At 55.5% G+C, this 24,097-nt stretch carries 14 protein-coding genes; 9 read left to right on the top strand and 5 right to left on the bottom strand.

Features of this window, described 5'->3' with window-relative positions:
• Positions 1-16 precede the first annotated feature (16 nt).
• From SJY10_RS16935 to SJY10_RS16910, 6 genes are all read left to right on the top strand, one after another.
• Positions 17-958 carry a hypothetical protein gene (locus SJY10_RS16935; RefSeq protein WP_386685123.1) on the top strand — a complete coding sequence of 314 codons (942 nt, stop codon included), beginning with the start codon at positions 17-19 and terminating at the stop codon, positions 956-958.
• Entirely contained in the window at positions 959-2,011 is a 1,053-nt protein-coding gene (locus SJY10_RS16930) for a GSCFA domain-containing protein (protein ID WP_386685121.1), read from the top strand.
• Positions 2,012-2,080: 69 nt separating this feature from the next.
• Entirely contained in the window at positions 2,081-3,205 is a 1,125-nt protein-coding gene (wecB, locus tag SJY10_RS16925; protein WP_386685119.1) for a non-hydrolyzing UDP-N-acetylglucosamine 2-epimerase, read from the top strand.
• A 2-nt stretch (positions 3,206-3,207) separates the two neighbouring features.
• Complete coding sequence (gene wecC / locus SJY10_RS16920; RefSeq protein WP_386685117.1) at positions 3,208-4,458, top strand: UDP-N-acetyl-D-mannosamine dehydrogenase; 1,251 nt, start codon at positions 3,208-3,210, stop codon at positions 4,456-4,458.
• Between the two features lie 45 nt (positions 4,459-4,503).
• Positions 4,504-5,649: a class I SAM-dependent methyltransferase gene (locus SJY10_RS16915; RefSeq protein ID WP_386685115.1), complete on the top strand. Its 1,146-nt coding sequence runs from the start codon at positions 4,504-4,506 to the stop codon at positions 5,647-5,649.
• Between the two features lie 45 nt (positions 5,650-5,694).
• Positions 5,695-7,287, top strand: coding sequence for a glycosyltransferase family 4 protein (locus tag SJY10_RS16910; protein WP_386685113.1), 1,593 nt, complete (start codon positions 5,695-5,697; stop codon positions 7,285-7,287).
• On the opposite strand, the gene SJY10_RS16905 is transcribed toward SJY10_RS16910, so the two are convergent.
• The 3 genes from SJY10_RS16905 to SJY10_RS16895 all read right to left on the bottom strand — a co-directional run bounded on the left by SJY10_RS16905 (position 7,284) and on the right by SJY10_RS16895 (position 14,302).
• Positions 7,284-8,507 carry an exostosin family protein gene (locus SJY10_RS16905; RefSeq protein WP_386685111.1) on the bottom strand — a complete coding sequence of 408 codons (1,224 nt, stop codon included), beginning with the start codon at positions 8,505-8,507 and terminating at the stop codon, positions 7,284-7,286. The genes SJY10_RS16910 and SJY10_RS16905 overlap by 4 nt on opposite strands.
• Positions 8,508-9,232: 725 nt before the next feature.
• A complete protein-coding gene (locus SJY10_RS16900) occupies positions 9,233-12,784 on the bottom strand; it encodes a lamin tail domain-containing protein (RefSeq protein WP_386685109.1) in 3,552 nt (1,183 codons plus the stop codon).
• A 270-nt stretch (positions 12,785-13,054) separates the two neighbouring features.
• Complete coding sequence (locus SJY10_RS16895) at positions 13,055-14,302, bottom strand: glycerophosphodiester phosphodiesterase family protein (RefSeq protein ID WP_386685107.1); 1,248 nt, start codon at positions 14,300-14,302, stop codon at positions 13,055-13,057.
• A gap of 144 nt (positions 14,303-14,446) precedes the next feature.
• On the opposite strand from SJY10_RS16895, the gene SJY10_RS16890 reads away from it, so the two are divergent.
• Both SJY10_RS16890 and SJY10_RS16885 read left to right on the top strand, forming a co-directional pair.
• Positions 14,447-14,884, top strand: coding sequence for a hypothetical protein (locus tag SJY10_RS16890; RefSeq protein WP_386685105.1), 438 nt, complete (start codon positions 14,447-14,449; stop codon positions 14,882-14,884).
• A 109-nt stretch (positions 14,885-14,993) separates the two neighbouring features.
• A complete protein-coding gene (locus SJY10_RS16885; protein ID WP_386685104.1) occupies positions 14,994-15,857 on the top strand; it encodes a hypothetical protein in 864 nt (287 codons plus the stop codon).
• Here the strand turns inward: SJY10_RS16885 and SJY10_RS16880 are convergent.
• Positions 15,854-17,314 carry a CDP-glycerol glycerophosphotransferase family protein gene (locus tag SJY10_RS16880; RefSeq protein ID WP_386685102.1) on the bottom strand — a complete coding sequence of 487 codons (1,461 nt, stop codon included), beginning with the start codon at positions 17,312-17,314 and terminating at the stop codon, positions 15,854-15,856. The genes SJY10_RS16885 and SJY10_RS16880 overlap by 4 nt on opposite strands.
• Before the next feature lie 165 nt (positions 17,315-17,479).
• Complete coding sequence (locus tag SJY10_RS16875; RefSeq protein WP_386685100.1) at positions 17,480-19,039, bottom strand: stealth conserved region 3 domain-containing protein; 1,560 nt, start codon at positions 19,037-19,039, stop codon at positions 17,480-17,482.
• A 343-nt stretch (positions 19,040-19,382) separates the two neighbouring features.
• Here SJY10_RS16875 and SJY10_RS16870 point away from each other — a divergent pair, with 343 nt between their 5' ends.
• Positions 19,383-23,975, top strand: a complete 4,593-nt coding sequence (locus SJY10_RS16870; RefSeq protein WP_386685099.1) for a CDP-glycerol glycerophosphotransferase family protein — start codon at positions 19,383-19,385, stop codon at positions 23,973-23,975.
• The last annotated feature ends 122 nt before the right edge of the window (positions 23,976-24,097 follow it).

Genomic DNA, 24,097 nt, shown 5'->3' with positions numbered 1-24,097 from the left:
CGAAAAGTTGACCTGCATGTTTACCGACCAGCTTGACCCCTTCTTGACGCCGTCGGCTGAACCTGTGCGCCACGATGTTGTGCATGACGGCCAGCGGATTCCACTACACTTTCGTCATGGCGGGGCGCAGGCCCGCACGCTGTTCGTCACCTTTCATGGCGCAATTGACCGCCAGACGCGCGAAGTGCCTGCCTTTATGGGGTTCCTGCCTGAACTTCGGGGGCAGGCCCATCAGATCAGCGTGTCCGATCCGTCCATGCTGAAGGATGGCGATTTTGGTATGTCGTGGTTCGCGGGCCATGATGGTTTTGCCACGCAAGATATTTTGCCTGTCCTGTTTCGCGATCTACAGCAGGCGCTGGATGTGGACCGAGTCGTGTTTATGGGATCATCGGGGGGCGGGTTTGCCGCGCTTTTCTATGGCTGGCATCATCCGGGCAGTGTCGTACTAACGGCCAATCCGCAGACGGATTTGACACGCTATTTCCCGCGTCTTGTGGCCCCTTACCGCGAACAGTGCTGGCCCGGGCTGGCCGATAACGCCGATCTGGCACAGGTGGTGGCCACGGATGTCTGCGCGCTTTATGCCCAGTCTATTCCGTCCACGGTAATCTATGTGCAATCGGCGCTGGACCGGTTCCACATGTGCAACCACATGGGCCCCTTCTTTGCCGCTATGCCGTTTCGCAAGACCGCCCCCGTGGCGCTGCATGCGGATTATTTTGGCACGATGGGACATGCCTTTTCCTTTGAGCAACTCTCGCCTTGGGTGCGGGCTATCTTGATGGCACCAAGCACCGAGTTGGAGGATATTCTGGACACCCGCGCCCGACTGCAGTCGCTGACGGTGCAAAGCGCGGGCCGGCCTAAAGCGGCTGGTAAGGGCGCTGCCACGGGCGCAGATCCCCGCACGGCGATGGCAGACATGTTGCGCGACATTGCATTGAAAGGTCAGTAAGTGACTGTGAACCCTTACAAAACCCAGCCGCCAAAGGCATTTTGGAAAACAGCCGTTGCAGCGCGCCATATGGCGGATATGCAGGATTTGTGGACGCCGCTGGCGTTGCAAAAGGCCGACCGTGTGGCAACCGCTGGCAGCTGCTTTGCCCAGCACATTGGCCGTAATCTTGCACTGCGGGGGGCCAATTACATGGACATGGAACCGGCCCCGCCGGTGTTTGCGGATGCAGCCCAGGCCCGCGATTGGGGTTACGGTGTCTTTTCGGGGCGCTATGGCAATATCTATACCACACGCCAACTGGTGCAGCTGTTCGACGAGGCGCATGGCAACCGCACGCCGGTGGAACGGGTCTGGCAGAAGGGCGATCGCTATTTTGATGCCCTGCGTCCTAGCGTGGATCCGGTAGGGCAAGATAGCCCAGACACCGTGATTGCCCTGCGCGAAAAGCATCTGGCCGCTGTGCGGGCGATGTTCGCGGACCTGGATCTGTTTGTTTTTACCATGGGCCTGACCGAAGGCTGGGAAGCCCGTGCCGATGGCACGATGTACCCTATGGCCCCCGGCACGTTGGCGGGCAGCCATGATTCAGAAAAGTACGTTTTTCACAATCTGCGCCACGCCGAAATTCTGGCGGATATGACCGGATTCCGCGACCGGCTGCTGTCGGTCAATCCAGAAGCGCGGATGCTGTTGACGGTTTCTCCGGTGCCTTTGACCGCGACGGCAACGCAGGACCATGTGTTGCCGGCGACGGTTTATTCCAAATCTGTCCTGCGCGCCGTGGCAGGGGAATTGGCCGAGGATTACGACGACATCACCTATTTCCCCTCCTACGAGATTATCTCTTCGCATCCGATGCAGGGCATGTTTTTCAACCCCGACAAGCGGACGGTGAACCAGTTTGGTGTCGATCTGGTGATGCAGCAGTTTTTCTCTGGCCCCCTAGCGGAGGAGTTCAGCACCGCGCAGGCCGCCGCCGCCCCGGTGGACCTGATCTGCGATGAGGAAAAACTGGAACAGGCGCTGGACCGCGCAGATGCGGTGCGCTGAACTTATCTTGTAACGTAGGGTATAATTCCGGTATTGCCGCCAGGACATATTCAGAAAGGGTTTGACACCTTGCGTATTCTAGTTGTGTTCGGCACGCGACCCGAGGCCATTAAAATGGCACCTGTCATCAAGGCGCTTCAGGCATCGCCGGATCATGATGTAGAAATCTGCATTACGGCCCAGCATCGCGAGATGCTGGATCAGGCGCTGCGGCTTTTCGATATTACGCCCGATCACGATTTGAACTTGATGAAGCCTGGCCAGGATCTGACCGATATCACGGTTGGCGTGCTGAAGGGCCTGCGGGATTTGCTGGCAAAGAATAGCTATGATTTGCTGCTGGTACATGGCGATACGACGACAACCAGTGCTGCGGCGTTGGCGGCGTTTTATGCCCGCGTGCCTGTGGGCCATGTCGAGGCCGGGCTGCGCACCGGCAACATGCAAAGCCCTTGGCCCGAAGAGATGAACCGCAGCATCGTGGGCCGCATCGCCAGCCACCACTTTGCCCCGACCCCCGCCAGCGCCGCCAATCTGGCCGCCGAAGGCGTGCCGGCGGACCGTATCCATATCACGGGAAATACCGTGATTGATGCGTTGCAGAATGTGGTTGCACGGCTGGATGACGACACGGCGCTGAATGCTGAAATGGCAGCGTTGTTCCCCTTTCTTGATCCGTCCCGCCGCATGGTACTGGTGACCGGACATCGCCGCGAAAACTTTGGCGACGGCTTCGAGCGTTTGTGCCGCGCACTGGCGCGGATCGCTGACAGAGGCGATGTGCAGGTTGTCTATCCCGTGCATTTGAACCCCAACGTGCAGGAACCTGTGAACCGGGTGCTGGGTGCCAGCAAGGATGTGCATCTGATCGCACCGCAGGACTATCTCCCTTTCGTGTGGCTGATGAAGATGTCAAACCTGATCATCACCGACTCCGGCGGTGTTCAAGAAGAGGCACCATCGCTAGGTAAGCCCGTGCTTGTGACCCGTGACACGACCGAGCGTCCTGAAGCTGTCGATGCCGGCACCGTGCTGCTGGTTGGCACCAATGACGAAGCCATCGTTGTTGAGGCTAACCGCCTGCTGGACGATGCGGCGGCCTATGACGCCATGGCCCGCGCCATCAACCCTTACGGCGACGGGAAAGCTGCCGCCCGCATCACTGACATCATCACAACCGTAGGAACGGCTTGAACATGACCGACACACACTACGATCTTTGCATGGTTGGCCTTGGCTATATTGGCTTGCCGACGGCCGCCCTGTTTGCCGACAACGGTGTCAAAGTCATCGGTCTGGATGTGTCCAGTCGTGTGGTCGATGGCGTGAATGCTGGTCGCGTTGATATTGTAGAGCCTGGCCTCGATCAGATTGTCGCCCGCACCGTGGCCAGCGGGCAGCTGTCTGCCACGCTCAAGCCCGTGCCGGCTGATACCTTTTTGATCGCTGTGCCGACCCCAATTAGCGACGACAAGCAGCCTGATCTGTCCTACATTCAGGCCGCCGCCCGCGCGATTGCGCCGGTCCTGCGTCCGGGCAACCTGGTCGTGCTAGAAAGCACGTCACCTGTCGGCACGACCGAAAAGCTGGCTGCTTGGCTGGCCGCTGCGCGCCCTGATCTGACCTTTCCGGCGGATGCAGGCGAAGAGGCTGACGTGCATCTGGCCTATTGCCCAGAGCGTATCCTGCCCGGCAAGGCGCTGATCGAACTGGTCGACAATGACCGGATCATCGGCGGCATGACCACCCGCGCGACAGAGCTGGCGCAGGCTGTTTACGGTCATGTCGTCAAAGGGGCCTGCATCGCCACCAACGCTCAGACCGCCGAGATGTGCAAGCTGGTGGAAAACAGCAGCCGCGATGTGGCGATTGCCTTTGCCAACGAATTGTCGATCCTGTGCGACAAGCTGAACATCAACGTCTGGGATCTGATCGCGCTGGCAAACCGCCATCCGCGCGTCAATATTTTGCAGCCTGGCGCTGGCGTTGGCGGGCACTGCATCGCAGTTGACCCATGGTTCATCGTGTCCAGCGCGCCAGAAGAGGCACAGCTGATCAAACTGGCCCGCGAGCGTAACGATGGTAAGCCCCATTGGGTCATAAGCAAGGTTGGCGCGGCCGCTGAGGGCCATGCTAATCCGGCTCCGCGCATTGCCTGCCTTGGTGTGGCCTTCAAGCCCGATATCGACGATCTGCGCGAAAGTCCGGCGCTGGAAATTGCCACGGCACTGGCAGGGCTGCACGCCGACGTCATGGTGGTCGAGCCGCATATTACCGAATTGCCCGAAGGTCTGGCCGGACGCGGTGTGATCCTGATCGATCTGGACGGTGCGCTGGCGCAGGCCGATATCGTGGTGTGCCTCGTGCGTCACGCTGCCTTTCAAGATCTGGCTGGGCGGTTGGGTGCGCAGCATACTGTGATCGATGCGGTTGGCCTGACAAACTAAGCCGAGCCAATCAAGCGAAACACAGGCACAATCAAAAGGCGCATCATGACGGCAGATAGCAACGATAGCACGCTTGATGTGCCAACCTTCGAAATTGGTGACCGAATTTCCGACGCCTATTACGGATCAATGGGCGATGCTTTTGCCCGAAAGGTGCGCCAGCGGGTTCATTGGATTGCAGAGCAGGTGCAAGGCCATGCTGTTCTGGATATCGGATGTAGCCAAGGCATCGGTTGCATTTTGTTGGGCCGCGAAGGCCATGTGGTTGAAGGTGTCGATATCGATGCGAACGCCATTGCGCGGGCAGGAGAATACCTTGCGCAGGAACCAGAGTCCGTGCGCAGGAACGTCACTTTTCGTAATGCGGATTTCATGGGGGCAGATTTTGACGACCGCCGGTTTTCCACCATCGTCATGGGCGAAGTGCTGGAACACCTGGTGCGCCCGCAAGTTTTTGTTGCCCGTGCGTATGATCTGCTTGAAGAAGGTGGCCGTATCGTCGTGACCGTGCCCTTTGGGATCAACGATTTCCCTGATCACAAGCGTACCTTTTATCTAGCTGAAATGACCAGGCTGCTGCATCCGGCCTTTGACCTGTCGCAACCGCGCTACTTTGGCCGCTGGATCGGTTTTGTCGGCACGCGCCGCAACACGCCGGTCAATGATGCGCCGTCCGATTTGACCATCGAGGCAACTGCGCAGCTTGAGGGCGCATTCTATAAGATCGAGCGCGAACTGGTTGACCGCGTCGTTGATCTGAAGGCTGCACTGGCGGATAACCGCACGAAAATGCAAGCGAAAGCTAGAGCGGCAGCGGCGCAGACAGATCGCGCAATCGCTGATCTGGAAGCCAAAAGGGCTGCAGAGGAAAAGAAGGTCGCTGCCCTTGCAAAGGACCAAGCGGCACGTTTGCAAGACATTGCAGTTCTTGGTTTGAAATTGGAAGCTTCTGAAAATATTGCCAAAAACCATGCTGACACCATTGCAGCGCTGCAAAAAGATAAGGCCGAACAAGCTCGCAAGATCGCGTCCCTGACAAAGGATCAGACCGCGCGTCTGCGCGATATTGCCGTGTTGGGTCTGCGCTTAGGATCTGCCGAACAAGAAGCGCGCGCTTTTGAAACGAGTACGTCGTGGAAAGTGACACGTCCGCTGCGTGCCGTCGTGCGGCGTTTGCGGCGCGGGCGTTAAGCCTTTTTGCCCCTGCGGGCACGGAACACGGACAGGAGAAAGACGATGGATGCCAAGCAACTGAGCCGTGGTTTGATGATTGCGCAGCGCGCACTTGCTGAAATGGGCCGGACAAACTCTCAACGAGATCTGCTAAAGGCAGCTTGCGAGGCACAGCCAACGGCGAGCAATTTGAAAGCGCTGATTGCGGCAGCGAAGCGCGATAATGATACAACAGCTTTGCACAGCGCAAAAGCGCGTCTGGCCAGTCTGCCAAGCGCGGACCTGCTTGAAACGGATGCCCCAGATACGGCCCTTATGACACTGGCCGATGTCGTCGCCCCGCTACAGACACCGCGCGGGCCGTTGGCTTATGAGCCGGTGGCAAACCGTATTCTATATGTGCTGAACAATGCACTGCCGTTGTCGTCCAACGGCTATGCAACACGGGGGCAGGGGGTGGCGCTTGGCCTGTTGTCCTGTGATGTGGATCTGGTCTGCGTCACCCGGCCCGGGTTTCCGTTCGATTTGTTTAAGGATGACAACCCGCCCTATGCGGTGCCGGATTTTAGCACTGTCGAAGGTGTGCGCTATGACCATATCGCAACCCCGACCCGCAAGCAGTTTCGCAACCCTGCCGATTATCTGTTCCACGCCACAGAGGCGATGATCGCCCATATCCGGCAGCAGCGCCCCGCTGTAGTGATGGCCGCATCGAACCACACCAATGCATTGCCAGCCTGCCTTGCGGCTCATGCCTTGGGCGTGCCTTTCGTCTATGAGGTCCGCGGTTTCTGGGAGGTCACGCGCCAGTCACGCGAGCCTGAGTTCGAAACAACCCAAGCCTACCGTGATCAGGTTTTTCTGGAAGCTGCGGCTGCGAACGCTGCCGATGCGGTCCTGACACTGACCACGCCGATGCGCGATCTGCTGATTGCGCGCGGTACGGATGCAGACCGCATCGCGTTGGCCCCCAATTCATGCGATCCGGATCGCTTCCTGCCGCGGGCACGTGATGCCGATCTGGCCGCGCATTACGGCATTGAGGAGGGGGTGCCTGTCATTGGTTATATCGGCAGCTTTGTGCAATACGAAGGGCTGGAGGACCTGACGCAGGCCTGCGCTGGCCTTTCAGCACAGGGGCGCGATTTCCGCCTGCTGATCGTAGGCAGCGAAAATGCTGCTGATCAGACGACCGGCCCGATCACAGCCGAGATCCATCGCATTGCTAAGGCAGGCGGCATCACGGACAAGCTGATTATGCCCGGCCGCGTCCCACACGAAGCAGTCGAGGCGCATTATTCCCTGATCGACATCGCGCCTTTCCCGCGCAAGGCCCAGCCTGTGACAGAGTTGGTTTCGCCGCTGAAACCGCTGGAAGCGCTGGCGATGGAAAAAGCTGTGATCGTATCATCCGTGCGCGCTTTGGCCGAGATGATTACCGACGGCGAGACGGGCCGTGTCTTTGCAAAAGGTGATACCGCCGACATGACGCGTGTTCTGACCCAATTGCTTGACGATGCGGACCTGCGTAGCCGTTTGGGGCAGGCGGGCCGGATCTGGGTAGAAAACGAACGCACTTGGGCCCGTACGGCGCAAACCGCGCTGAATTTTCTTGCCAGCCGCGGCTTGTTGAGCGCGCCAGCTGACGTGAGTTAAGGTTTTGGCCAGAGCCTGGCCCAGATCCGGGCCAGGCTTTGGTCTGCCAGCAGATCGCGCCGTAAGATTGCAGTCGCATCCGCAATGGCTTTTGCCTGCGTGTCGCCGGCCACGTCAAAGCGCGTCAAAATATCATGGACAAATCTGTCAGGTCCATAGGTCTGCGCCAGCACTGCCAGTGCCCGCTGGTACAAGGTGATCCGCTGCGGGTCCGCAGCCAAGCGCGCCAGACGGGCGGGCAGGCGCGCAACAGCGCCGGGGGTTTCCCGGCAGCGGACCGTGGCAGCCTGCCACAGCCAACCCGGCCCAGGGGGCGCATATGTATCCGCCAGCACAACCGGAATGGTGCCGGCCTGCACCGCTTCCCATAGGCGAATGGAATTGGGGCCGGTGCCAGAGGGGCACAGCGCAAAAACAGACCGTGCCATGATATCACGGAAATCCTCTGATGCAGTTTGATCAACTAGCGGCGCGCCTGCGCCCGCTTGGTCGCGGATCTGGTCGTCATAAACGGCTTTGGCATAGTGCCAAGTTTGCCGTTCGCTCACATGGCCGTTTGGATTGTCCGCCAGCTGCGTGACAATCCAACGCCGAACTTGCGTCATGTAATAGGGTGTCGCGCGCGCACCAACGAAGGAATACAGGATCGATCGCTGGCCCGGGCCCAAGGGGGTAGACTGCTGCACCGGAAACAAGGGAAAGGGATGGACCGCAATCTGCGGTGCCTCTGGCAGGCGGGGCTGGCCTTTGACGGCATGGGACCAATAGACATCCGTGACCCCGGCGGCCTGCAAAAGCGGTGCAAAATGGCGCATGTTGATATGCTGGCACACGGTAATGACCCGGGGGTAGGGGGCTGCAGCTTCTGCCAGCCCGGCCAGCGCAGATTCCAAGGCAGCGATCTTGTCTGCCCTGTGGTCCGCAAATTGTTTCAGGTCGATCAGCGTCGCCCAGGGAAACCCCAGATAGACTGTATCGCCGCCTTTGCGTTGCGGCGGGAGCAAACGCCGCATCTGCGTAAAGGCGTGGTGTTCCGTCACTGCCGGATGCTGCCAATCAGCGTCATGGGCTATCAGTCCGGGCCGCGTGACCAACGTTTGGTCTGCTGTCTTTGGTGGCAACGCACGCATGGGGGCTGACGCCCGCTTTGCCGCCACAGCAGATCTGATCCGCATCATGGTGGTAGGCATGAAGGCGGTCAAAAGAGCTTTTGGCGTCATATAAATCCTCTTGCCCGCAGTCGATTGGCCTCATTGTGCATACGAACCCTGCGCGGTTGGAACAAGAGAAGTTGTGAATAGCCGCAGATTTATATAACATAATCTTCGTTATGCGGTTGTGGTTTTGTGGCCGGTGGATTCACACCGCAAAGCTAAAATGTCACCCATGTGCAGCTCAGGACTATTACTCCCCCTGTTGGGGGCAGCAATTGGAGGAAGCAGCCGTAGGATGGGTAATGATAAGCGAGCGCGACTTCCGCCAAATATGGGTCGTCGCACAGGTTGATGAAGGACCAGTATGTATGTCCCAGCGGCGCGAACCTGTTGGGCGTGATCAGGCGACAGATGTTTTGGTTGCACAAGACTTACCGCACCAAAGGCGGCGGGATCCGGCATAGGGCGCGCGGCAAGGTGCGGAAAAACCAAATCCATCATACCAGACGGGAATATGCGTTAAGCCTGACCAAAGAGAGCTATACAGATTTGGCCCAGCTTTGGCGGCGAAGATGCTGGCTGAACGCCACGGCTTTACGGTGCCGCGAGAGACGCCGCGCAAATGCCTTGGTAAGTAGATGTCAGCAGAGGTATTTTTCGAAAACAAGATGAAGGTATTGTGATGATAACCCTACCCTGACATCAGCAAGAGGCGCGGTTGAGGTATCGCGCACCGCGTTTTTGACAGGCGATGCGATCCAAATTTACATGTTGCGTGGATCACGTCCTGTTCAGACAAGTTCCAGATCGTTCAAAAGTGCGGCCTTGGTCGTATTCGCGATCGTCAGTATCCCGTCGGCACCAAAATCAAAGACAACATCCGTGCCAACCTGTTCTGCGTCATTCAGCGCATCGCTTACGTTCAGATAGTTGAAGTTGTCCAATTCGATTGTGTCTACGTTGTTTTCAAAATCTTTGACGACATCCACGCCTTCGCCGCTGTCAAAGTGGAAAGTATCCGCGCCCGTACCGCCATAAAGCAGATCCGTACCTGAACCGCCGCCACCGTCGAAAAAATCGTCGCCGCCACCGCCGTACAGTTTGTCACTGCCGCCCCGTCCGTAGAGCCGGTCATTGCCGTCATAACCGCGCAGCGTATTTGCGCCGCTGGTTCCCAGCATCGTGTCGTGCCCCGTGTTAGATCCTGCGGCACTTTCGAAGTTCTTGATAGTATCGTTGACAGCCCAGGATCCTGACACGCTGTCAGCTTCCAGATCGATCCGGATGCCGTTCGTGCTATCGTAGTAGCTGATGTAATCAGTGCCAGAACCCCCGTCGAAGCTTTCTGCTCCGCCGCCTACTCGCACATAGTCGTCACCTGATCCCAGTTCGACCCTGTCATTACCCGCACCTGCATAGACTGTATCATCACCGCCATAAGTCTTGATCGTATTTGCGCCTGATGTGCCGTAAATCGTATCGCCGCCTAACCGCGAGCCGGACACGCTTTCAAACCCGCTTATTGTGTCATTCACGGCCCAAGAGCCAGAGACTTCGTTCGTGGCGAGGTTAATGTTCAGGCCGCCGGTGCTGCTGTAATAGCTAATATAGTCAGAACCGGAACCGCCGTGGAACTCTTCCCTGCCGCCGCCGACTCGCACGTAATCATCACCGGCCCCCAGATCGACATAATCATCGCCTTTCCCGGCATAGACGCGGTCGTTTCCAGTCGAAGCCCTGATCGTATCTGCATCGTCCGTGCCGAATATCTCGTCGTCTCCTGCGTAGATGTCAGGCCATGCCAGGGTATCGGCAACCGTGCGGTAAGGGGACTGAAGGACAAGCGTGCCAGCGGTATTGCTAAGGATACCGCCGGTATTGCCCCAGAAAAGCTCGCTTTGGGTGTTGTTGCCCTGTCCCATATAAATGCGAATGGTGTCGCCGGCACCGACTATGATGTCAGCGTCAAAATCAAAGAATGTCGCTGTTTGATATTGGATGCGCCAATCTTGCAGGCTGGCAGCGGATGTGCCGGTATTGGTAATGTCGATCCATTCGCCGTTTGGATTTTCGGCGTCGCTGCCCGGGGCATCCTGATTAACGCCTGTGATTTCAAACTGTGCTTCTGGAATACGGCTCGTGGATACCGGATAAGCGAATTGATCCACGGCATAGCCGGTTACATTGCTGCGCAGCTCAACCTCGTCACCATCATTGTTAAATGAATCCAGTGCCCCGCTTGCAAAAAGCGAGGTGTGTGTATCTGTGCCGTTCCCAAGATAAACGCGGATGCGTGCGCCGGCCTGAACAGTATCATCGCTGTCGAAATGATATGACGTGCCATCTGTATAAAGATGGTAGCCGTCCAAAGATATTGTGCTGCTGGACAGGTTGCGAATGTTGACCCATTCTCCGTTCGGATTGTTGTCGTCGGCCCCAACCGCATCATAATTGACCGACAGATCAACGGCTGCCGCAACACTTTGGTCAAGTGATACTGCCTGCCCCCAGCTTGTCGTTTCTGCAATTTCTCGGTCGGGCGTCAGAAGTTCAATCGCGCGAGAGCCGGAGTTGTACATGATCCCGCTGCTGAACCCCATATAGAGGGAACCGGGCGTGTCGGTGCCGCTGCCAACGTAGACCGTAATTGTCGCACCTGCAGCAATGGGCGTGTCTTCCAGGATCGTGAACTGCTCTGGTCCAACCCTGATCTGCCAATTGACCAAATTCTGCTCTGCCGCACTGGCGTTGCGAATGACCAGCCATTCCCCGTTCGGGTTTGAACTGTCATTCCCCGCAGCGTCATAATTCACGGTGCTGATTACAAGGCCGAAATCGTATTCAGCAACAGCTGTGCCGGACCATACCTCGTGCAGGATCATGGCACCGTTGTCATCGACTAGGGTCACGCTGTCGCCGGAATTGCTGAGGATGGCACCGGAATTGCCCCAGTACTGCACCAACTCGCTGTCTGTCCCCTGGCCAATAAGGATACGTAGGTTTTCGCCCGGGGCAACGATTGTCCCCGCGCCAAAGCTGTGGGTCTGGCTGCCGGAGTTCAGGTGAAACCCGCTCAGGTCGATATCAGTGCTGCCACTGTTGTACAGGGCCACCCATTCGCCATTCGGGTTTGATGTATCACTGCCGGCTGCGTCGTAGTTCACGGACATCTGTAAGGCACCGCGTATATTTTCAGCGGCAGGCGCAACATCGCCCCAGGCAAAGGTATCGACATTGTTCGAATAGGGAGTCCAGATTTCAAGGCTGCCCCCAGCATTGTTCAAAATGCCTTCGGTGTTGGACCAATAGCGTTCGTCACCGGTATCTGTGCCAGAGCCGATATGAATGGTCAGCCGGTCGCCTGCGGCAAGCGTTTCTCCAGGGGCGAAAACATAATCAAATCCATCATCCTTGATCCGCCAGTCGGACAGATCGACCGCCGTATCGCCTGCGTTGCGAATGACGATCCATTCACCGTTTGAATTAAGCGCATCATCGCCCGGCGCATCGAATTGCACGTCTTCGATGACAATGGAATCTGTCGGCTGGTGAAAAATACTGTCCGGCCAAAGCTGTGTGCCGCGAATGTTCAAGCCGGTGTCGCGAAGATAGACGACATCACCTGTATTGTTGAAAATAGGTTCGGGCTGATGAAGGTAGATGGATTCTGCCGTATTCGTCCCTGATCCCACATGAACCCGAATGCTGCCGCCTGCGGCGATTGTCACCCCGCCTGGAATTTCAAGAGTTCCCTCTTCCAGGCGCGCACTGCTGCGGATCGTCCAGTTCGATATGTCTAAAGTGGCCCCGCTGGTATTCTGGATCACGATATATTCGTCGTTGATGTTATCAGCATCATTGCCGGCCGCATCAAAGTTCACAAAGATTCTGACATCGGCCGTTGTTCCTGTACCAAGTGTGAACAACGACCAAAGGCCTGCCCCGGCCAGTTGTGCCGTTCCGCTCGCCGCAAAGTATGCGTCACGATAGCTCGGCTCGAATTGGTAGCTGGCGGCAAGGCCCAGCCCCTCTTCGATCAAGATGGTGGCTACGTTTTCGCCGTTTACCAGAACATGTCGCACAGGTCTGTCCAGCGTGCTGGACTGTTCGTCGATGGCCTGAAGCGTGACAACCGTTCCAACGGGAATAAGTTCGGAAAGACGCGCCTTTGCTTCTTGGGCCAAGGGTTCGTTGGTGGATGTTTCGTTCGTATCGATACCTGCAATGCGGATACGATCGAGCAAGCCGGGGGGCGGGGAATAGCCATCTGACCATACCACGTCAAAAGTATCACCATCGACGATATGCGTAACGGTTGCTTCCCAAGACTGAAGTGTGCTCATTTTTCTCTTTCAGGTTGTTATGCGCCGGCCAATGACTTGCCGTTCGCAATAAACGAGAAGGATGTTTCGAAAGTGCAAACTTCAGGGTCAGAAAGTGGCACAAAGCAGATGCCGGCAGAGTCTGGTGCTTTGACGAATTTCAGGTCAAGGCAAGGTCATGCCCTGCGCAGGATCATGCGTGAACGGGGTCGTCCTGCAGGCAGGCCATCGCGTATGTAGGTAAAACATGGCGGGGGTGCCCCGGGCATCACTGCAACCGGAGCGCAGAATTCAAAGCCCCATGCAGTTAGCGTAGTAAGTTACCGTCGCGGGCCAATCACTGAACACGCCTGCAACGCCGACCTCGGTGTGCAATGCGTCCAGAATGGTAAAATAATCACCGTCGGTATGTGTCGCATCCGTCACCGACTGGAAATACCAGCCTCCGCCCCCTGCCAGCGATCCAGAGCGTTCAAGTGACCATGTGATAATGTGCAATCCTGCCTCTTGTGCGGCTTTGGCATAGGGGGATGCGACCATCTTGCCGGTGTCGTCCAGTGTCAGAAGAACCCACATCGGCGGCGCAATATAGTTTACGCCCATATCGGCAAGCTCTTGCATGCTGGGTTTGAAAGTCGCGGGGTCCATGTGATCGAGAAGGCCTTCATCATCGTCTTCCGCCTCGTAGCGGTCATCGAGATAAACAGCCTGTGCGCCGAACGCCGGCTCGCTTTCGATCCAGTATTTGATATCTGATAAGTCAAAGGACTGCGCCCAAACGTCCGACGGTGGCACACCTGCGGCCTTGTAGTCGTCGATCATCTTTTGCGCATACATCTGTTGCGTGAACCCGTCATAGGGCATCTCGACCACAGCGGCTTTTAGCTCTGGTGCGAATTTTACGCTCAGGTCCTTCATCAATACGATCGATTCCACATGGGTCATCAGGGTTGCGCCTTGGACTGCGTATAGATCCGTGCGCCAATCCGCTGTTGCGTCCATGTAGTCTTTGACCGAGGTTGCGTTTGTGTTCGCGGCGTCCATCTTTGGCGTCAGCGTTCTGAATTCGGCGAGTGTCACATCAGAGGTCCGGCACGCAGCGGCCGCTTTGCTTGCACCGCTGGCGGGGGTGAATGGAAGAGCACAGGTGCTGGCCAGGTCGGACGCAAGTATATTCGTTGTCGTATGCAAATCATCCTGCGCGTGCCGGCAGACCAGTTCCTTGTCTTTGGTAAAGGTCACATCGCACTCGACGATCCCCGCGCCCATCTGTGCTGCGGCAGTATATCCTTCGGCGGTATGTTCGGGAAACATCATTGCAGCGCCGCGATGGCCAATCGACCAGTTGCTTCTGGTCGGTGTTTGCCCGGTGCAGGATGCCAACTTGTCCTTCAGCTCGCCGTCTTCCATCGTGTCAATCAGGTAGAACGGACGCGGCCCGTAAGTGACCGGCGTTTCCATGCTGTCGCTTTGTGCAAATACCGGCAATGCGGGACCAGCCAGAAGCAGTATGGCCAAAGTTGTTGTCCAAGTGGTCATTTCAAAGTGTCCTTCATACGTCACAGCCCATGCAACCGTGTATGTCTATCTTGCTGCCTTTGTTATGGGGGCCTCAACCGTTTTGCGTTTATCCTTCGACCAAGGTGACAAGGGTGGAAAGGCCGGGCCATTGGGCGAAGGGGTTTGTCAGCGCAACGCCGGACATCGCTGGCCATTCGCGGCATTGCACGCTATGCCAGTGAAGGTCCGAAGCAGGTGAGTACAGTCATGACGAGCGACGCAAACGACAAGGCAGCCGGGATCAAAGCGTTGCAGTCTTTGATCAATGCAGTCCCTACAGACCCGCAGCGGGCAGCCAATGATGAAGAGCGCGCGTTTTCGGATTTCATCACCGAAAAGCTGGTTGATGCAAATGCGCCAGAGGCTCTTATCGACGTCATATCAGAAATTGCCGCAAAAATTTACGGCAAATACGACATGACCAGTCCCGCAGATATCGTGATACTTAATAACAAACTAACTTATTTGATCGATATCGCAAACACCCGCGAAGACAACAATGCCCCTCTTTCCAAAAGCATGAGGCAGCAGGTGCTTGATGTTATGCGTAGCAAGCTGTGACAGTCTAAAATCCAAAATCTGAACTGCGGTGCTTTAGTGCGCTAAACCGACAATATTGATTGCCACCTGGCAGGTTGTTGAAGCTGCCAAAAGGGGATACTTTTTACATATGTCCATCTTCTCGCGAAAAGTAAAACTTATCGCCCATTTAGGGGCGCATAAGACGGCCACCTCCTTGGTGCAAAGCTACTTTCTGACAAAGCAAGACTATTACCTGACACAGGGGCTGAACTTCATCAGCCGCAGCGATATCAGCCCTCATATTTCGTGGGGTGACAGAGTTATAGAATGCCCCCAAGGAATACAGGACTGTGTTTCGACTGCAATGAAGGTGCGGGGTGTTACAAGCGTTTTGTTCTCGAACGAAAATGCCCTTGGCAAACCGTTTAGGAAAGCGCCCGGCCTTTATCCTGAACATGATAAAATCATAGCGGCATTTGCAAAAGCATTCGACAGCTTTGATGCAAATATTGTTTATACAATTCGCCCGCAGTATTCTTTCCTCGAATCCTACTATCTACAGCGTATCCACCAAGGCGATTCATTGAGCTTTGGTGACTTTATTAAGGGAATCGATCTTGATAGATTGCACTGGACCCCAATTGTTGACGCTCTGAAACGAGAGTTTGGTGCGGATCGCGTGACGGTTATAGATTTTGAATTGATACGCCAAGGCCAGATGAGGTTTATTCAAGAATTCGTCAGCCGTACGATATCGCCAGATATTACGGTGGATACGGATTACGACTCCGTCAAAAATCCTAGTATTTCTGCTCGTGGACTAGAAATTGCCCTGCGCGTTAACCCATTGCTTGAAAAAGGCGAAAAGGGTTTGATGCGAAAGTTTTTGCAAGCAAATTTTTCGAACCAAACAGAGCCCCGGCCCGTGCTTATGGATGACGAGCTGCGGGATAATCTGATTGCAAAATATCAATCTGAATACCGTGAACTTGTCGGCTCTGCTGATGCTTAAAGCGGTCTGGTGTCGCCTGCACCGGAATGGGCCATCCGCGTAATCAGTTTGATGGTGCGTTCGGTATTTCCGGCATCAATAAATTGAAATGCAGCCTCGCGCTGTGGCCAAGCGTCAAAGGTCCAGTCGTTTGCGGCTGCCGATATCAAGCGTGCAACCAGTGACTTGGCGTTGTCATCGACAGGTCCGGGTAGGTTTTGTTCCGTGATAAAGGCGTTTTGGGAAAACTTGACCCTTTCGCGATCAAACTGGAACAGGAATGCCGGGCGACCGATATATAATGCATCCCAAGCGACCGAAGAATAGTCAGTGACCAGCGCACAGGATTGCAAAAGCGTTTCCTGAAATCTTTTGCTTGTCCGGCTTTCGGCGGCGCTGTTTTCCAGTGATGTGACATGGTCCCGCAGAATTTGATGGCCAATCAGAATAGGATGAAGTCCATTGTTCTTCATATCCTGAATGGCAAGGGACCATTGCAAAGTATAGGGGTCCGTTTCGATTTGGTCGGGGGACATGCGATCAAGGCCAGGTCGCCACGTCGGTGCAACGAGGATCTGGTTCTTGACGATCTGCCTGTCTGACGCTTGATTATAGAGCCTGTCGAGCCGTGATAACCCCGTGACGTGAACGGACGGCGCGGCATATCCGAAGTGCTTTACAAATACAGTCTTTTCACGCGGTGACGATACAATAACGGCGTCATAATCGACCCTTTTTCTATGATAGTGGTTCAATACGGTACCACCTTTCATCGCCATGACACCATGTTGCAGGAAAACAGTCTGGGTCCGGTCGTAGCGGTCCTTGGCGATATGCGATAAAATAGCGGGATAAACATAATGGCGGTGGTGGGTAAAGGCGCAGACAGAAGCATCAAGGCAGGCTGCAATATGGGCTTCAGAGCCCCAAGCTAGTACGTTGTTAATGCCCGTATCCAGATTGTCGGCGTTTCTTTCGTCTATGATGTAAAACGATTTCATGGTCTGCGGGATGTTTTGTAATGCGCTGAAAAGAGCAAAGCCATTGTCTCGTGCTGTATCCGGATATTCACCCAAGATGCAGACAGGGTCCGGGCAAAGCGCGGACTGGCCTTTGGCCGTAAGCCGCTGGATAGCGTGACGGTCCAGCGCGTGAAGCTCTATTCTGACGACTTGAACAGAGGGTTCGGTAAATACAAAAAACGTGCGCGCAATCGGGCCACCAAAAAGCCCCAACGCGTCTGGCGCGGCGCGGAAATGGAACGTACGGCCGGACTGCTCATCATGAATTTCAAGACTGAAGATACCTGGCGCAATGACGGCCCAATCCATGTCCAGATGAAGTTCGAAGCGATAATACTTCAGCCCGATCAAACACAGCAGCTTTTGCACAAAGGGTTTTGTAGTGTCGGGTGACAGCGCGACATCTTGTTTCCAGTTTTGTTTTGCACCGCGAAAACGACGCAAGACGACAGACATCTGCTTCATCGCCCTGTTTGTTCTAATAACGCCTTTTAGCGTGATGGATTGTCCTGCAACCCTTGTGTGTATCAGCCGCGGCTGAATAATCAGGTCGTCCTGACGTGTGATACGGCTTTTGCCAATGCGGAACATCAGCTTGATCAATGATAGCGCGCGCAACGCTTATGTTTCCCATGGGGCAGTATTGGGAAAATTGTCGATCAGGAAACGCCTGACCTGGCTGTGCCATTGCGGTGCGGGATCTTCAGTGCCGCCTTCGTTGATGCAAACAAAGGCTGTATCCGGATGCAGGGCGCGATCAAAACGCGCCGCTTGTGTGGCGACATCGTTGGATTTGATCAGAACGGATTGGTCCTGTTTCCACATGGCGCGCCCGGTACCGATTGCGAAGTGGTGATACAAGAAACTGGGAATATTCAGATCATTCGCACCGCGAAATGCGTTGGTTCTGAAATCCGCATAGTCGGAATGCCAAAGGCTTTCCATATCAGACAGAACCGACTTTTGCAGGGCATAAGGCACATGCCGGTGCAGCTGTGTCGGTACAAAACCCAGTTCTTTCAAAATCAGGGCAGCCCCGCTGCGCGCGGCATTCATGTAATCGGGATCAGCCACACCGTATGGGCCCGAAACAACGCCGTATTCCTCTAGGCGGGCATAGGATTGACCGGCCTGATTGAAAAAATCCGACGGCAGCGCCGGGTTCATCACAAAGAAGTCGTCGTTGAGATAAAGAAAATGTTCGGACAGGTCAGGTATCTTGTGAAGATAGGATTCGATGACATGAGAGTTGAACGTTGGCAGGATTTCAGGCGGCATGACATCCGCATGAGAGACAAAAACGATCTTGTCGTTTGCGGTGTCCAGCCAAGTGGGCGGGCGGCAGTTCGTAAAGATATAGATCCGCCGGATCCAGGGCGCGTAATCATGTAGGCTGCGCAGCGCAAAGCGCAGTTCTTCGTTGTTGTGAAACCGGGTGGTCGCAGTCGCGTCGGTCTTGATATCGCCCATGTGCTGCCGGGCCGCAGCATAGCTGCGCTGCCATGCGTCGTCCGTATGATCGACCCAGGTCAGAACGGCATCAATGGGGCGCTCCGCCGCCCTGTCGTCACTGCTTTGCCCGCCAAGCAGTGCTTGGGCAAGAGTTAGGCCGGCCTTGTCAAAAACAGGCGCATTGCAACGGCGCATAACCGCGTTTTTTTCGCTTGCAGATACCCAGGCCCCGTTTGGCGAGGGGCTATAGGGTTCCAAGTATATCTCGCTCCGCAGATTTGCCGCATCGGTGAAATAGATCTTGATAGACTTAGATTGCATGATTTGCCCGCTTTGGTCCGGGGCATTCGTCTTAATTTGTTTGCCGTCGGCAAAGATTTTGGCATGAGGGGCCAAGCGTAAGACATGCTGGGCTGCTGCAAGATAGTCCAAGTCCGCCACACCCAAGTGCGCCTTGTTGCGGCTTTCATGCAGAACCAGAATCCCGAACCTTTGGCCTAACGCGGCGACGGTTTCACGCAGTAGCCCGATCGTTAGCCCGCTTTTATCAAGGCCGGATGCCGCCTCAGCCGCGCGGGCAACACTTTCGATCCGGCGCGCACGCGGGGCTGCGATACGCCGCAAGTGCCTGATGGTTTCGATCGGACGCCCTGCCAGCGCAATGGCCAGATCGCGCAGATGAAGTCCTGTTGATTTTCGAAAGGCATAGAAATCGTTTTTCAGTTTCAACGGATCGCTCCAACGGTCACAGGGTAGATCCGGTGTCCTGAAAACATAGCAAAGTGTCAACAGAGCCTCGTTTGAGCCCGTCTGGTCAAGGTTGCCTAGCTTTATTGCCGGCTCATCGCAAAAGCGTTACAATGGCACTCGACTGGAAGGGTCTCGTCGGAAGCCGCAAGGCTGCCTTTTGCCCTACCGCAACGCTTGCAATGGATTGTGCCAGATTTTGAAATACATCAGTTCTTTTAAGAAGCGTGTTCGAGCTCAATTAAATTCGAAAACGGCACATAGCGTAACTAAGCCAAAACACCATGCGGGTGTTGCCGCAAAAAAATCGCCAAAGCTGCGGGCCTTGCGCCCTGATGACGTGGCGATCGGCTTTATTGATGGCGCATGCGACAGCGATGATCTGCTGCGGCATCATATCTTGTCGCCCATCAAGGCGGCCTTGTCGCCCGCGACATCCGTTTTCGATTTGACACGGGATGATGTTGCCCCGGCAGGCGTGCTGAAAGTGTCGTTGTTCCCCAACGTCCCCGGCGATGTGCTGATGATGTTTGATCTGGCCGATCGCAATCATTTCCGTCAGTCCGGACCTGATGGTAGCCCTTTTGTGCATGGGTTTCGCAAAATTCTGGTGCCGGGCGACTGGATGCGCCGCAAGCTTGTCGGAGATAGCACGCTGAAGCTGACCAATGCCGATATCGCCATTGTGGGGGCACCGCGCGTTGATTACCTGCGTAGCCTGGCCGCTGCCTGGCCGGTAAAATCCGGCGATGGACGGCTAACGGTGCTTTGTGCGCCTTTGCATGACAACTGGACCGATCGGGATGACCGGCCGCTGAGCATTCGAGTTCCGCTAGAAGGCTACCTCGACACGCTGCGCGAAACTGTTGATCTGCGCGTGCATGTGGATGGTCGCAACAAACAAGATAAGCGTCCCATCACGTCCGATCTTTTGGATGCTGATATCGTTATCACGGACCATACCTCGTTGATTTTCGAGGCTTGGGCCCTTGGTAAGCCTGTAATTTTCCCCCGCTGGCTTGGTACGGACCGAATTACAGCCAAAGCGCCGGGCAGCGCCGAGGGGCAAATCCATCAAAACCTGATCGGCCACCACCCGGAAACCTTTGACGCGCTGCTTAATCTGCTTGCCAAAGGTAGGGATCTGGATCTTGGGCCGGGTGTCGACGATTTCATGTCGGATTATCTGGCGAACTGGCGTGATCGTCCATCTGGCCCCGCCACCGCCCGAATTCTTGAGCAGCTGGCCGACCCACGGATTGCCCGGCAGCAAAAAGAGACCTTGATCGTCCTGGATGCTGCGATGAAAGCAAAGGACTGGCCCGTTGCAGAAGAGCATTTGGTTCATCTGGCCGGCCAGGACCCGAACAACGCCGCACTTTATGATAAGCTGGCTCAGGTTTTCAAAAATCAGGGCAAATGGTGGCAAGAACTGACGGCGCTTGAAACCCTGGTCGATCTGGTCAGGCCAAGCGCTGCCCAGTTGAACCGTTTGGGTATTGCGCGCCAGCGCATGGGGCGCATGCAGGCAGCTGCAAATGCTTTTGAACAGGCAATCAATCTTGCCCCGGAAAAGGCAACCGTCGATCAGTACTACCGCCTGGCCTACGCCTTCGAGACGGAAGGGACGGACGGACCGCCTGATTTGCGCAAAAGTGCGGCAGCATACAAGAAGGTGACAAGCCTTGATCCTGCGCATCCGGCCGCGACCTTTGGTCATGGCGCATTGCATGCGAGCGCAGGGCGCTGGCGTGAAGCGCAAAATGCCTATCTTACCCGTCTGGCCGCCGATCCGCTGAATGCCGAACTGCATTACCGGTTAGGTATGGCATATGATCGCTGCTATGCATGGGACGCGGCGGAGGCGTCTTATTTAAATGCACTTGCCTTGGATACAAGTAAATCCGCATGGCACCACCGCCTTGGCTTTGTGCTGGAGCGGCAAGAAAAATTCAGTGCCGCAGCGATGGCCTATGCGCATGCAGCGCGGCTTTCCAAGGCCCATAAGCCCGAATATTTCTACCGTGCCGGCTATGTTTTGGAAAAGGCAGGGCGTTTGGCCGAGGCTTGCGATGCATTTGTGCAAGCCTACCCCGATCCAAAAGCACCCCCTGCAGCACTGGATGATTACACTGCCAATCTGGCGCGGCAGCGCGTTTCCCTGATCAAGCCGCATCTTGAGGAAGATCAGAAAAACGCTTTGGTATGGGCTGGTTATAGTCAGGCACTGGAACAGCTGGGCGATACAGCAGGTGCTGCCCAAGCCCTGCACAAGGCCATGATCTGCGCAGACAGGCCGAACGCCGCATACGCAAAACGCTACGCTGCACTGGATTCCGTGCGCCTCGAATGTCGCATGCTTGAGGCGCGGCTTTTGCACAACTGCACCCGCGCGGCGGAGTGGTTTCGCTATAGCACCGCGCTGGAGGCTTCAGGCGATCTGGCCGGGGCGATTTCCGCCATGAGGCAGGCTCTTTTGCGTTCTGGCGATCATATGCCGGTCTGGCATAATCGCCTTGGCCGGCTTTTGGTCCGTCAAGGTGATCTTGAATCTGCCTGCGCGGCTTTTCGCGACCAGCAGATTCTGCAGCGTCCACATGGTGCATACGAGGATCGGTTCGGCAAACTCGATGACCTGCGCGAGACGGCGACCTACCGCGAATTTTTCGATGTACTGCCGATCATGCCACAGACAATTTTGTATGAATCCTTTGGCGGAGAGGGCTGTTCTGACAATCCTCTCGCCATCTTCAATTACGTCCAGAATGACGCGCGCTTCAAAGGGTGGACCCATTTCTGGGTTGTCGACGATATGTCCAAGGCACCTTCGGGTTTGTGCAGCCGGACAGATGTCGTCTTTGTGCTAAAGGGGTCCACCCTTTATCAAAGGTTGCTGTGTACTGTTGAGTTCCTGATCAACAACGCGACATTTCCGTTTTATTATGTCCGCAAAGAAGGCCAGGAATATCTGAACACCTGGCACGGTACGCCGCTGAAAACGCTGGGCTATGATATTGAAGCTACTCCGTTGCAGCGTGCAAATACGGCCCGTAACCTTATTCAGTCTTCAATGTTTATCGCCCCCAATACCCATACCGAAAGCGTGATGCTGGACCGGTATGGTGTCCGCAATCTTTTCACCGGACGATCGCTTTTGACGGGATATCCGCGGATCGACATGCTGGTGAATGCTGATGATGGCGTCAAATCGGGTATTCACAAGGCCCTGGGCCTTGATCCATCAAAGCCTGTCGTTCTGTTCGCGCCCACCTATCGCGGCCACTGGGCAACGCCCGAGCTTGAAGCCCAGTCTTTGGCCGATACGATCGAGCGGATGAAAAGTTCTGATTACAATCTGGTGTTCCGCGGTCATTACTTTGCAGAACGTTTCATCATGTCGATGGATCTGGATGTGACTATTGCGCCTCATGCGATCGACACATGTAGCCTGTTGTCCGTCGTCGATGTGTTGGTCACGGATTATTCGTCTATCTTCTATGACTTCCTAATTACGCAGCGGCCCGTCATACATTTTGTCCCCGATTGGGATGAATATGTTGCAACAAGAGGTGTGTACTTTGGCAAAGATCAGCTGCCAGGCGCTGTATGCGAAACCGAAGAACACCTGATATCCTTGCTTGGTGATTGCATGCGCGATCCTGCAAGTCAGATATCCCCGCAGTATCTGGCAGACTTGCAGCGTTATTGCGCTGTAGAGGACGGTAAAGCATCCGAGCGGGTGGTCGATGCCCTGTTCTTTAACCGCACGCCGCCGCAGCAGCCAAAACATGCGGATGGTGCCAAGCATATCCTGACGTTCGGTGGTGACTGCCAGGACGGCATACAGTTTTCAGCCCTTCAGGGCATGTTGAGCCAGATGCGTGACCAAGGTCACATCAGTACCGTGGTTGTGGACCGCAGGGCCATTATCGATGATGCATCACGCACAGCAAACGCACAAAGCATCCTGGATATGTCGGATGTTATCATACGGTTTGGCCGCACCTGTTTTTCGCTGGAGGAGACCTGGATCAACGACAAGGTCAAATCTCCGCATTATACCAGCACGTCTGCGATGGATGCCGTGTTTGAATCCGCGATGCGTCATGAGGTGAAACGCTTGTTCGGGGACGCCCGTTTCGATGCCGTGCTCGACTTTGACGGCAGACGGCCGTTCTGGGTCAATCTGATGGCAACGACGCCAGCCGAAAAACACGGATTGTGCCTTCCGGGTGATTTTGCGCGCACTTCTGATCAAACGTCCCCCGAGTTGCGGCGTGTCACCGCAACGCTGGGCAAATTCGACATCATCTTCAGTGACAGCGATCTTGCACATGCTGCGAACCAATCCACTTTAGCTAAAACGCTGACTTCCGGCACCCGTTTTGACGTTATGCCGGTCATAGCTGCACCGGTCGGACGGCCTGAAAAAAAGCAAAAGCTGGCAGATGTTCCGGCACTACAGTTTTTGTCGAAAGCCGAAGCCTGCCTTGTCGGCCTGCCTGGCGCTGATATGGCTATGATCGACAGGATGTTGACGTTGCTGGGCTCTGCCCAAAAGAAAAGGGCTTCGCTTCGTCTTGGGCTTGTTGTGTTGCCGGGGCTATATGCCCAGGTGATCCAGCGCTTTGAGCATCACCCCGAATGGGTAAACGTCACATTAATCAGTCAGTCTGATCCACTGGACCTGTTTGATGCAGCGGACTGTATCGTGATTGGCACAGCAGTAGAGTATCTGGATCAATTTGAAGCCGAGGCCGCCAGACGCGGAAAACCGGTCTTGATTCTTGCGGTCGACGATGATGCAAAAGACGCCAAAAACCTAGGCGCATCCCTGAAGTCCTTGCCTAAAATAGCATCGCAGACTGCCGGGGCTGTAAAGGGCCATCAGGATATATCGCATTTGATATTCACCTAATTAACTGAAAATAAAGTAAAAATAAGAAATTCACTTGTATAGGTAGCGATGTATCGCCGCCCATACATGCTGTGCCTGAATGTCATGACGGGCCGCGATCTGCCGCGCTGGCAAATTCAAGT

The sequence above is a fragment of the Loktanella sp. R86503 genome (assembly GCF_042466455.1).
Lineage (GTDB): Bacteria > Pseudomonadota > Alphaproteobacteria > Rhodobacterales > Rhodobacteraceae > Loktanella.
The sequence above is the reverse complement of the archived record's forward strand: the minus strand, read 5'-3'. Positions and strand labels throughout refer to the sequence as shown.

What these genes read in the sequence shown, in the direction of transcription:
- SJY10_RS16905 (WP_386685111.1), bottom strand. Translation starts at nt 8,507, where the DNA reads ATGACGCCAAAAGCTCTTTTGACCGCCTTCATGCCTACCACCATGATG.
- SJY10_RS16910 (WP_386685113.1), top strand. Translation starts at nt 5,695, where the DNA reads ATGGATGCCAAGCAACTGAGCCGTGGTTTGATGATTGCGCAGCGCGCA.
- SJY10_RS16880 (WP_386685102.1), bottom strand. Translation starts at nt 17,314, where the DNA reads ATGTCTGTCGTCTTGCGTCGTTTTCGCGGTGCAAAACAAAACTGGAAA.
- SJY10_RS16915 (WP_386685115.1), top strand. Translation starts at nt 4,504, where the DNA reads ATGACGGCAGATAGCAACGATAGCACGCTTGATGTGCCAACCTTCGAA.
- wecC (WP_386685117.1), top strand. Translation starts at nt 3,208, where the DNA reads ATGACCGACACACACTACGATCTTTGCATGGTTGGCCTTGGCTATATT.
- SJY10_RS16885 (WP_386685104.1), top strand. Translation starts at nt 14,994, where the DNA reads ATGTCCATCTTCTCGCGAAAAGTAAAACTTATCGCCCATTTAGGGGCG.
- SJY10_RS16935 (WP_386685123.1), top strand. Translation starts at nt 17, where the DNA reads ATGTTTACCGACCAGCTTGACCCCTTCTTGACGCCGTCGGCTGAACCT.
- SJY10_RS16900 (WP_386685109.1), bottom strand. Translation starts at nt 12,784, where the DNA reads ATGAGCACACTTCAGTCTTGGGAAGCAACCGTTACGCATATCGTCGAT.
- SJY10_RS16895 (WP_386685107.1), bottom strand. Translation starts at nt 14,302, where the DNA reads ATGACCACTTGGACAACAACTTTGGCCATACTGCTTCTGGCTGGTCCC.